Origin of the sequence: Pseudoalteromonas sp. NCCP-2140 (assembly GCF_023708065.1) — a bacterium.
Lineage (GTDB): Bacteria > Pseudomonadota > Gammaproteobacteria > Enterobacterales > Alteromonadaceae > Pseudoalteromonas.
This window is the reverse complement of the sequence record NZ_BRCZ01000002.1, coordinates 380,484-391,897: the sequence shown is the minus strand read 5'-3', so window position 1 is coordinate 391,897 and position 11,414 is coordinate 380,484. Positions and strand designations below refer to the sequence as shown.

Genomic DNA, 11,414 nt, shown 5'->3' with positions numbered 1-11,414 from the left:
CAAAAGAATTATCAGCAACTTATAAAAACAAAACAAACAAATAGCCGTACCTAAATTGAAAATAAATTAATTAAATATAAAAATATAACTGATAAATCATTTTATCTACAACAAAGGAAAGTTATATGAAGAATTTATTTTTTAAATTAGCGGTATTACCACTGGCTGTTACCTCTGCATTTGCTGTGGCGAATACAAATTTGGTTGAAAATGGATCATTCGAAGCCGAAGTTGTCAATGGCCAATGGCAATTATTTGATGAAATTACTGGTTGGACACGAAGCGAAAACGCAAAGTTTGAACTACAAACAAGCGATCTTGGAATTCTTAAAGCGAAGGATGGCCAGAATTATCTGGAGCTTGGTTCTACGCAGCAATATAGCGTATCTCAAGCCGTAGCTACAACAGCTGGTAAAATGTATGAAATTAGCTTCTATTACTCAGCACGCGTGTCTGGTGATGATACAGCAAGCACAGTTGAAGTACTGTGGAATGGTGAATCATTAGGTGTAGTTAATGCTAAGTTTAAAGGTTGGACGAAGTACAGCTTTAATGTAGAAGCAACGAGTGCAAGCTCAGAAATCACATTAGCGGGTGTTGGTAGCAGTGGTGGTGTAGGTGGCTTCATCGATAATGTTTCAGTAAGTGAAGCTACAGAATACTGCTCAGTACAAGCGGGTTTATACGCTATTAATAAATATGGTTCTGATTCAGAAGGCTATATTTATCACTTAAATCCAGAAACATCAGCAGTAACAAAAGTTGCTGGTGTTACGAATACTGCAGCAAACATCGCAGGCATGGATGGCAAGCTATACTACATGGAGAAGCTAGATAGTGAGACTAGAGACTCAAAAATCTACAGTCTAGATTTGGCATCAAATGCGCAAAGCGAAGTAGCAGATACTAACTCTTATACTATTATTCGTTCTGCTGTTTCTCCTGATGGTCTTAACTTACGTGCAACAAGCAAAACCTACATGTATGACTTCAATCTTGAAACAGGTGAAAAGACAGTTTTAGGTAAGCTTAGCTACGAAGGTGAAGAGTTTGTAGGCGGTGATATTGCATACTCAAGTGACAATAACGTACTTTATGCATTAACTGAACAAGCGTTATACACTGTTGATCAGGGTACATTAGAACTTACATTAGTAGGTGAACATGGTGTTAACTGGGCATCGGGCCTTGCAGTTGCTGATGATGGCACTATCTACGTAACAGGAAGAAAGAGTGGTCAAAGCGCGAAGCTTTATACACTCGACCCTAATACAGCTGAAGCGACTTTTGTATTGCGTGGTCCTACACACCTAAATGACCTAACATTTGTTAGTGAGTCAGTTTGCTCAGAACAATAAAGCAAATTAGTCTTATAATGCCAGTTTTATAACTGGCATTTCTATTTTTAATAAATCACTATTAAAAACCCTCCCCCTTCATTAGAAAAAATCAAACCTATTATAAAACCACCAAAAACTTTAATACTAGATAAAAAACCAAAATCCACCGTTAAATACCAAACAAACAAAAACAAATAAAACATCTATAAAAATCAGAATTTTCCTAGAAACAAAACAAATTAATTAAATACAGCAATTTAAAGACAACCACCATAAAATGCGATCAGTAAATAATTATTATATATTTGAAATAAACTAGAACAATATTAAAATTTCAACGAAACAACATAATGGAGAAAAGTCATGAAAAGTTTGATTACTAAACTAGCAGTTTTACCTTTGGCTATTGCATCAGGTATTGCAATGGCTAGTACAAACTTGGTAGAAAACGGATCATTCGAAAATACAGATGCAGTGATTGATCACAATGGTCAATGGCAATTATTTGATGTTATTCCAAGCTGGACCCGTAGTACTAATGCTAAGTTTGAAATTCAAACAAATGAACTTGGTATTGTTCCAGCACAAGACGGTGAACAGCACATCGAACTTGATTCAACAGCCAACTACAGCATTTCACAAACTATTGCGACGACGGCTGGTAATCAGTACGAATTAAGTTTCTATTACTCTGCACGTGTTACTGGTAACGAGACAACAAACAAAGCTGACGTTATATGGAATGGTGAATCATTAGCTGTTGTTAATAGCAGTACAAAAGGTTGGACTAAATACAGTTTTACAGTTGAAGCAGACAGCGCAAGTTCAGTTTTAAGCTTTGCTGGAGCTGGTACGTCAGATAGTTATGGTGCGTTTATTGATAATGTAGTTGTTACAGAAGTTCCTGAGCCTTGTGCAGTAACTACCGGCTTATACGGTATCAACAACTTTGGTTCTGAAACTGAAGGCTATGTGTATCACTTTAATCCAGAATCAAGCGCCGTAACAATTGTTTCTGGTCTTAGCAATACAGCGTCAAACATTGCAAGCAAAGGTGATGTGTTATATTTCATGGAGCAGCTTGATAGTAGTAGCAAAGCTTCAAAAATTTATAGCTTAAATTTAAAAAACAATATACAGACAGAGCTTGCAGATGCGACATCATACCCTATTTATCGCTCAACAGTGACTGCAGACGGCCTGACGTTACGCGCGACGAGCAAAACATACATGTATGACTTTGATCTAGCTACAGGTGAAAAAACCGTGCTAGGCAAGCTTTCTTATGACGGTGACTCTTTCACAGATGGCGATATTGCATATTCAAGTGATTACAACGTGTTATACGTTTTAACGGGCAAAGCACTTTATACCTTGGATATGGGTAGTTTTGAATTAACCCAAATTGGAGAGCACGGTGTGAACTGGGCATCAGGTATTGCAATTGCTGATGATGGTACGATATACGTTTCAGGTCGAGAAAGCGGTGAAAATGCGAAAATCTATACTTTAGATCAAAACACAGCGGCAGCAACATTTGTGATGGATGGGCCTGCACATATCAATGATTTAACATTTGTAAGTGAAGCCGCTTGCGCAGCAGAGTAAACAGTTGGTAAAGCCATACAAAAGCCAGCGAAGCTGGCTTTTAATTTAAAAAACCATGTATAAATAATAAAAACGCCATTAATTACTACCTACAAAACAAAACCTACCACAAAAGTAAACAGAATAAAAATAATAAAATAACATCAAGATTAAAAAACAAGATCATTAAAAAATATAAAAAACGAGAATTTAATAAAACACAATAAATTTAAATGTGAAAATTCCTAAAGCAAAATTTAATCATTTATTTCAGACGCTTGCAGAAAATGAGCATTAAAAAAACAAACCAAACAAAAATTAACATTGCAAGGTATATTAATTAAAATAAAATTATCCCAATAAATGAAATTAATCCGAAAAATGGGGCGCGCATGAAAAAACTAATATCAAAATTAGCAATATTACCTTTGGCTATTGTATCAACTTTTGCTATTTCAAATACTAATTTAGTTGAAAATGGTTCATTTGAAGCTGATAAAATCAGCGAAAGATCAGGAACCTGGCAGCTGTATAATGAGCTTACGAACTGGAGCAGCAGTGAAAATGCATACTTTGAAGTTCAAACAAACCTTCTAGGTGAAATGACTGCACAAGATGGTGATCAATATTTAGAGCTTAATTCAACAAAGAATTATCGTGCCTCTCAAAAAATAGCAACCACGCCTGGCGAAACATATGAATTTAGCCTTTATTATTCTGCTCGAATTAACGGTGCTCAAGGCACAAATAATATCGATGTTTATTGGAATGGCAAACTACTTGAAGCTTTAAATAGTAGTCAAAAAGGGTGGACAAAATACACCTACACGATTGAAGCGACAGGAACAACATCTGAAATCGCAATTGCCGGCACTGGTGTTGCAAACGGCTATGGTGGAATAGTAGATAACATCTCTGTTGTTCAAGTTTCAAACCCAGCAACTAACTTAGTTCAAAATGGCTCTTTCGAAGCCGACCGAGTAACAGAAGCTAATGGCCGTTATCAGTTTTTCAAAGATTTAACTGACTGGACTGCTAATGAGAATCAATGGCTTGAGTTACAAGCGTCTTCTTTAAATAAAATTGATGCTCAAGATGGTGAGCAGTATTTAGAATTGAACTCGTATGAGAACTATAGCGCTTCTCAAGAGATACCTACACAAGCTGGTAAGCAATATGAACTTAGTTTCTATTACGCTGGTCGTGTTGAAAATCAAGAAGGTATAAATAGTGCTGAGGTATTTTGGAATGGCGAATTACTAGAAGCATTAGACACAACACAAATTGCTTGGTCTAAGCATAGTTACACTGTTGAAGGAACAGATGTAAGTTCACTAATTACATTGAAAGGTACGGGTAGCTCTGCTGGCCAGGGTGGCTTTATTGACAATGTTGTTGTTACAGAAATTGCTGAACCTTGCGCTGTTACTACCGGTTTATACGGCATCAACAATTTTGGTTCTGAAACTGAAGGCTATGTGTATCACTTTAACCCAGAGTCAGGCGCTGTGTCTATTGTTGCTGGCGTTAACAATACAGCATCAAACATTGCTAGCAAAGATGGCGTGCTTTATTTCATGGAGCAACTTGATAAAAGCAGCAAAGCATCAAAAATTCATAGCCTAGATTTAACTACTGACACGCAAGCTGAAGTTGCAGATGCAACATCATTCCCAATTTACCGCTCAACAGTAACTGCAGATGGCCTGTCATTACGTGCAACAAGCAAAACATACATGTATGATTTTGACCTTGCTACAGGTGAGAAAACAGTATTAGGTAAGCTTTCGTATGACGGTGACACATTCTCTGATGGCGACATCGCTTATTCAAGTGACTACAACGTACTTTACGTGTTGACTGGTAAAGCGCTTTACACATTAGATGAAGGTAGCCTTGAATTAACCCAAATTGGTGAACATGGTATCAACTGGGCATCTGGCCTTGCAATTGCTGATGACGGTACAATTTATGTCTCAGGTAGAGAAAATGGCGAAAATGCAAAAATCTATACCTTAGATCAAAACACCGCTGAAGCGACATTCGTAATGGATGGTCCAGCACACGTAAACGATTTAACGTTTGTTAGTGAAGCAGTTTGCGGGAAGTAAACTGTTTATAAAGCCATAAAATGCCAGCTTAGCTGGCATTTTTTTTTACTAATCTTTGATATCACTTATTTGTGAGTTTCTTTTGTTCTAACATCTCTTTCCAGTGCATCACTTCTGCTGGCAAAATAGGTGCAACTCCACTAAAGCCTGCAACTTCAAGCATCTCTTCAACACTTACAACGCCTTTCTTACGTTTAAATACACCACGTACATAAGCAATTGCATGCAAGCCTCGTTCAGAGTGAAACTTTTGCTCAATGTAAAAGTATTTATGATCCCAACCAACTAAACGTGTACTGACTGTGTACTTTTGCATTGGTTTAATATCGCGTATATAGGTAATTGCAGTTGCATTAACGATTGGGAACCAGCGGCGTTTCATAATGTGCTTTAACAAGCCTACCCGCTCAGTCATCCAAGTACGGGCAAGATCCATCATCGCTAAATAACGAGAATTAGTTAGATGAAAATTGATATCGCAATCGGTTGGTAACGCTTTGAATTCAATATCAATCGTGTCTAACAATTGTTGATAATCACGATTACGTTTAATTTTAAAAAACAGTAGTATAAGTCGAAAATAGAGGTTCACGGCAAAGGTCTAACCAGTTGATAATGAACAAAGTGTATCACAGCATATTGCTAAGGCGAATTTTCTGCTCTAATCTGTGCATATATTAGTATAAAAAAAGAATAACCTAATGAAATTATTTAGTTTGGTAACTTTGTTCAGTGCAAGCTTATTCACCAGCTCTGCCTTTGCAGATTTTAACTTTGCTGGGGATGGAACCCTAAAGTACCCAACGGGTGTTGAGAAAGCCTTTAAATTTGGCTTTGCTTGGCAACAAGATGCTGAGAAGTTCACTATTGGTGATAAAAGCTATGACATGTCTCTTCCAGAATCTTATTCTGTGGCGATTACACTCAGTAAAGATGAGGAACAAGTGTGGGTGCAAGAATTCAACAATGGCTTTATTGAAGGCTTCAACTGGCAGATTGCTGGTCACACCCTAAAACTCGAAAAGCGCAAATTTAGCGATTCAGTAAAAGGTGATTATGTTATCAGCCTTGATAACCGCGATTACTTTTTTGCCCGTAATAACATCAGTGTTGTTATTAAGTTCGACAATGAAGGTATAAAAAGCATCGCCATTGATGGTGTTACCAAGGATATGGGTACCAAACAATAGTTTTTAATCGAAAAGAAAAGGCTTAGGTTTTACCCAAGCCTTTTTTGCTAAATTAAGCTATATAATTAAACCTTCACTGTCTTACGGTTAATACCGTAATCGCGAAGCTTATTTGCCACTGCGGTGTGGCTCAAACCTAATCTTTTTGCTAGTTGACGAGAGCTTGGATAAGCAGGATAAAGCTTACGAAGTAAAGTCGCCTCAAAACGTTTTACCGCTTGGTCTAAGGTTCCTTCAAAGTCAGACTCAAGATAACCTAAATCATGGGTAAACGTTGGTAACTGCAGGTGCTCAATACGCAATTCGTTATCATCTAACAACGACACAGCACGATAAATCGCATTTTCTAATTGGCGCACGTTACCCGGCCATGGGTAATCTTGTAAAAAGCGTAAACAATCTTCTGACATCTCTGGCACAGAATGACCATTTTGCTGGGCATACTTTTGAATAAAGTGCTCTGCTAGCGGGCCGATATCTGCTTTTCTATCACGTAATGGGGCTATTTCTAAGGTCAAAACATTAATTCGGTAATAAAGATCTTCTCTAAATGTTCCCTCTTGTACCATCGCTGGTAAATCTTTTTGTGTTGCGGCAACAATACGCACATTTACTTTTACTTCGTTTTCATCACCGACTTTTCGGAAGGTACCGTCTTGTAAAAAACGCAGTAGCTTAGTTTGTAGCTGAGTCGACATTTCACCAACTTCATCTAAAAACACTGTGCCACCATCAGCTTGCTCTAAAACGCCGCGTTTTGGTGCCGCGTTTTCTTCATAGCCTGCGTAACCAAATAGTTCAGACTCAGCGACATCATCAGGCAACGAAGCACACGACAAAGCGATAAATGGCTTTACTGAGCGATTTGATGCGTAATGACAAGCACGAGCAAGTAACTCTTTACCTGTACCGGTTTCACCAGTAATCAGGATTGGCGCTTCAAGTTGTGCCATTTTACGCGCTTCACGAACCACACGGCGCATTGCAGTACTAAAGTTATGTATGGTTGCAAAACTTTCTTGGCCATAACGCCGGAACGCACTGACTTGTTGGCCTAAGCGACTTTGTGATTTGATATTGATAACTGCGCCGGCTAACACATCCCCTTCAGCACCTTGGGGTACTGAAATAGGTAGAATATCGGCAATAAAGTCTTCGCCAGCAACTTCAACTCGGGTTGTTTGGCCAAGTACTTCTTTGCCTTCTAACCAACGCGTAAAATTAAAGCCTTTAAGCAGGTTATTGATGTTAGCGCCAATCACTTCGCTTTCAGATAATTGCAGGTCGCGACACGCAGCATCATTACATAAACGCACCCACCCTTTAGCATCAATAGATATCACACCGTCAGGCAATGCACGCAGTAATGTATTTAACTCATTATGTTCTCGCTCAGAAGGTAAAAATGCAGTCGTACGAACGTCTTTCACACCATCTATCAATCGGATAGATGGCATGATTTTTTGGAATTGTTCAAACTCAATAGGCGGAAAACTCACGTACATTCGACAATTAACCGAATCTACTTCGATGCCTTTTAAATCAACTTGGTAACTCACCAAGATATTGAGAATCTCTTGTGCGATACCAATTCGGTCAGCACAGTGGATATCTAAACGCATTACATCCTCAAAAAACGGGAACCTATAGTATGAGGATGATACGCTAACTCCCAGCAACTGGGTAGTCTATTGTAAACAATTTTGGACAAATAACTTAATTAGTCGGGTACCGGGTCCACTCTCCCCCATCTAATTGAATATATGGCTGCCCTTTTATATACATCATCACTGTATCTTCATTCTCAGCAACCTTAGCTGAGGTCGGCAAATTATCCAGCACTCGGTTAATGGGGGCTTTTCCTGCAAACAGGTCGAGCTTCATCGTATTGTTGATTAACTCTGACAGTGAAAAATAACTCATTGTTTCATCGACGACATTCAGCCCATCATGCTTTACATCAGGACCAATGAATTTAACAGCCGTAGGCACCGAAACTATTGAAGGGCTCGGAATTTCACGCAAACCAGAGAATTGTAGTTTATCACCCTGTAAGGCAGCCCCATGCTCTGGCACAACCACCAGCATCACATTACGATCTTGTGCCTCTAACTCAGTTATGAACTTATCGATGTCATTAAATAAGCGCTGCTGCCTAAGTGGATAGCTTTCAAAACTATTCATTCGTTCACGACCTGCAAGTTGATTTCCATCGTGTAAGCTTATGGTGTTGTAGTAGAGAGCTCTAGGCTGCTGACTTGTGCCTTGTTTATTCAACCAGGCAGAGAGTATATCCGCATCAGAATAAATCGGTTTGCCATCGAAACCATACTGCGCAGCACTAAATTGGCTAAAATCCAGTTTTGGCACAGAAACACCACCGTATTGTCTGATCAAACCTATAAAGTCATCAAAATGTCCATCGTGGTTAAGAGCCACACTGGTTTTATAGCCAAGCTCAGCAAGGTTAGTGAATAACTGGCATTGCTCATCAACAGGTTTAAATAGTTGCTCTTGACTTGTTTGCCCGCAACTTGCTCGTAATAAACGAATTGCCGCAGGGCCACTGTACGACGTTGCTGAGTTAAATTGGCTAAACAAGATATCAAAATCAGCAAACAGGTTACGGGGTTCAACACCTATCGCATTTAAATCAGCCGTTGCTAGAGAGCAAATATTCAGCACAACCACATCAAATGGTTGACCATTAAATACGTCAGGAAACTGGCTTTGTAATAAATTCTGTTGCTGGTAAAAGTCTTGTAACTGTTGATCCGGTGTCTTTTGTTTTGCAGTATCAGAAACTAAAACGGGCACTTGTTTTTGCGTAGTTTGGCTATTGCTTGCAACTTGAGTTGTAATCTCATTATCTGCTGCTGCCCCACCGAGCCAATACGCATAAAGAAAACCAATAATAGAAATACTGGTATAACGCAACCATTTCACCGTGAACCAATAAAAAACCACTAGTGCAAACAGCGCAAAAATCATATCAAGGCTAACAACACGCGCTGTGATCTCAAAAAAGTAGCTGATGCTAAAGTCTTGTACATTTCCTGCTTGCTTAGTGAGCCTAGAAATCGGGGGCAACCATGAATCGTGATACAATAAGGCCGCACCTATCAGCACACTCACGATGTGTTTAATACGAGACAACCAAATATGTTGAAATGAGATAGCTAGAAAAGCAAAAAATGCTAGGTTTGCATATAAATCAAAAGAAATGTCACCTCGGCTATACAGAACAAACTTAACTAGAAAGTATAAATTCCATAAACCTAATCCTGAAAGCCTCACTTGTCATCCTTCTTATGTCGTTTTGGCGTATATGGCGTTAATAATACATGCCTAAATGTTAGTTTTCGGTATAGCACTACGGCTTTATTTAACAGTACCTTACCAGTATTACTTAACAAGATACCGATTAGCATTGCGATGATAAAAGTAATAAAAAACTGATTTAAGCTCATGATAGCTCACTTTTTAAAATAACTTTTACAGGCTCTGATATAGGTCGAATCACTTTTTTAAATTCCGGAGTCTCTGGATTTAAGTTTGCAATATCTGCTGATTTTGTATCAAAAATGTAACTTACGTTTTCTTGTAATTGCTTAGTAAAATCAGTTACGTCAGCATTCGCATAATTACGCTGTATCCGGCGACACTCTTGCTGAATATAGAAATGGTCAGCCACAACATTTTTTGACACAAAAAAGTCGCTCACTTGCAATTTAAATAAATGCTTAATTGCACTTTCTACGTCATGCTCTCTACAAGCATGTAGATACAAATAAACTGTGCCCTCTGCAAAACTGAAAATATCTCCTTCACGTTTCACATGAAATAAATGCAATGGGTGTATAGCATCAATACGCGGTAAAAGCTCTAGCATAACAAGCACTCCACTTACACCAAGATTAGCCGCTGAATCACTATGCTTAGTAACCTGCTGTGCAAACTTGGTGATTGGTAAATAACCTTTTGCGAGGGTGTTTTCACTGTACTTTAGAACATCATCAATTGATTTTGGGAGTGCTCTTGAAAACTGAAACCCTTGAATTGACTGAATTTGTGACAGCAAGCGCGAAGGCTCAGAAAAACTATATAAAATAAGGTTAACCCCTAAAGTTAAAAATAAGCATTCATCCTGATGACGAATTATGCCATCAACATTTTGAATTACTAATTTCAGTCTACGACCGCACTTTTTACGCAAAGAAAAACAGTCCTTAGCTAGCGCTTTTAGGTCTGTGTAACGAGTAACCGCAAATACGAGAGTAGCAACCTTTTTAGTGAGCCCTTTGGAGTACAAAGCATCGTTATCTTCAATGATTTTATAAGACACTGGCAATTTAGTACCTTCAGGTACTGCGCTTCTTGTTAGCCAGACTTCATCCTCATCTAAACCTTGTTCTGTTGTTTGGGTTAATTCTAAAGCCTCTTGCTCTTGTTCAATAAGAGCTAGTTGACCATTGTGGAGCTGCAAATTGACCGAACGTCCAGCAATGACACCTTCTTTATGGCACCAATAATCGTATTCTAGAGTACGAATCGATGCTTCTTGGGTCATATAGATAAGCCCATCAAAAAAGCGATTCAACGCTAGTAACTGACGCCTTAACTCACTGATGTAAGCCCCTGACATTAAAAATACTAAAGTAACGTTTTTTGACTCTGATAGTGATACATATAACTTAAGTTTTTCTTCAAGCTCATCATAGCTTAAAGATACCAAGTATTCTGAATCCACGTGCACAATAACAGTACTGTTTTTTAGCTGTTTATACTGTTTAATTTCGTTAATAACCCCGCGAGAAAAGTGCAAACTTTTTGATACATTTTCATTATGATGTAAATGAAATGGATGCAGTACCCCTTGTTCAAACAAGGTAAACACAGGTTCACTATCTTCACCTTCAAAAAACAGCTCTACTTGTTCAGAAAGCAAAAAAACAGAGTCTTTATGATTAACTAAAAGATGCCTAGATAGTTCCAATAGCTGACTATCTAAAGGGGAAAGTAGAGCATAGTTTGCGCCACGTTTTAGCTCTGAAAACGCAGTCTTTAACCCTGTAATATTTAAATGAGGCACCTACAAACCCTTAAAAAAGATACTTTAGTACTAGTTTTAAACGCTATTCTATATATAATGCAGATTATGTCCATGGATCGTGAACATTTTTAAG

Annotated in this window: 8 protein-coding genes; 4 read left to right on the top strand and 4 right to left on the bottom strand. The window is 38.3% G+C overall.

What is annotated here, in order from left to right:
• Window positions 1-125: 125 nt before the first annotated feature.
• From NFU46_RS05695 to NFU46_RS05685, 3 genes are all read left to right on the top strand, one after another.
• On the top strand, window positions 126-1,358 hold the full coding sequence (locus NFU46_RS05695; RefSeq protein ID WP_251600498.1) for a DUF642 domain-containing protein: 1,233 nt from the start codon (window positions 126-128) through the stop codon (window positions 1,356-1,358).
• A 345-nt stretch (window positions 1,359-1,703) separates the two neighbouring features.
• Entirely contained in the window at window positions 1,704-2,948 is a 1,245-nt protein-coding gene (locus NFU46_RS05690; RefSeq protein ID WP_251600496.1) for a DUF642 domain-containing protein, read from the top strand.
• A 371-nt stretch (window positions 2,949-3,319) separates the two neighbouring features.
• The gene (locus tag NFU46_RS05685) at window positions 3,320-5,038 is read left to right on the top strand and encodes a DUF642 domain-containing protein (RefSeq protein WP_251600494.1); all 1,719 of its coding nucleotides are present in this window, start codon (window positions 3,320-3,322) and stop codon (window positions 5,036-5,038) included.
• A 61-nt stretch (window positions 5,039-5,099) separates the two neighbouring features.
• Here NFU46_RS05685 and NFU46_RS05680 read toward each other — a convergent pair whose 3' ends face one another.
• The gene (locus NFU46_RS05680; protein ID WP_054561929.1) at window positions 5,100-5,630 is read right to left on the bottom strand and encodes a thioesterase family protein; all 531 of its coding nucleotides are present in this window, start codon (window positions 5,628-5,630) and stop codon (window positions 5,100-5,102) included.
• Between the two features lie 109 nt (window positions 5,631-5,739).
• On the opposite strand from NFU46_RS05680, the gene NFU46_RS05675 reads away from it, so the two are divergent.
• Window positions 5,740-6,228, top strand: coding sequence for a hypothetical protein (locus tag NFU46_RS05675; RefSeq protein ID WP_251600491.1), 489 nt, complete (start codon window positions 5,740-5,742; stop codon window positions 6,226-6,228).
• 65 nt (window positions 6,229-6,293) lie between these two features.
• Here the strand turns inward: NFU46_RS05675 and tyrR are convergent, their stop codons facing one another.
• The 3 genes from tyrR to bcsE form a co-directional block, all read right to left on the bottom strand.
• The gene (tyrR, locus tag NFU46_RS05670) at window positions 6,294-7,850 is read right to left on the bottom strand and encodes a transcriptional regulator TyrR (RefSeq protein WP_251600488.1); all 1,557 of its coding nucleotides are present in this window, start codon (window positions 7,848-7,850) and stop codon (window positions 6,294-6,296) included.
• A gap of 94 nt (window positions 7,851-7,944) precedes the next feature.
• The gene (gene bcsG, locus NFU46_RS05665; protein ID WP_251600485.1) at window positions 7,945-9,525 is read right to left on the bottom strand and encodes a cellulose biosynthesis protein BcsG; all 1,581 of its coding nucleotides are present in this window, start codon (window positions 9,523-9,525) and stop codon (window positions 7,945-7,947) included.
• Between the two features lie 169 nt (window positions 9,526-9,694).
• Window positions 9,695-11,320, bottom strand: coding sequence for a cellulose biosynthesis protein BcsE (bcsE, locus tag NFU46_RS05660; RefSeq protein ID WP_251600481.1), 1,626 nt, complete (start codon window positions 11,318-11,320; stop codon window positions 9,695-9,697).
• Window positions 11,321-11,414 lie beyond the last annotated feature (94 nt).

Coding starts and splice junctions, on each gene's coding strand:
- NFU46_RS05695 (WP_251600498.1), top strand. CDS start 126: ATGAAGAATTTATTTTTTAAATTAGCGGTATTACCACTGGCTGTTACC.
- NFU46_RS05690 (WP_251600496.1), top strand. CDS start 1,704: ATGAAAAGTTTGATTACTAAACTAGCAGTTTTACCTTTGGCTATTGCA.
- NFU46_RS05685 (WP_251600494.1), top strand. CDS start 3,320: ATGAAAAAACTAATATCAAAATTAGCAATATTACCTTTGGCTATTGTA.
- NFU46_RS05675 (WP_251600491.1), top strand. CDS start 5,740: ATGAAATTATTTAGTTTGGTAACTTTGTTCAGTGCAAGCTTATTCACC.
- tyrR (WP_251600488.1), bottom strand. CDS start 7,850: ATGCGTTTAGATATCCACTGTGCTGACCGAATTGGTATCGCACAAGAG.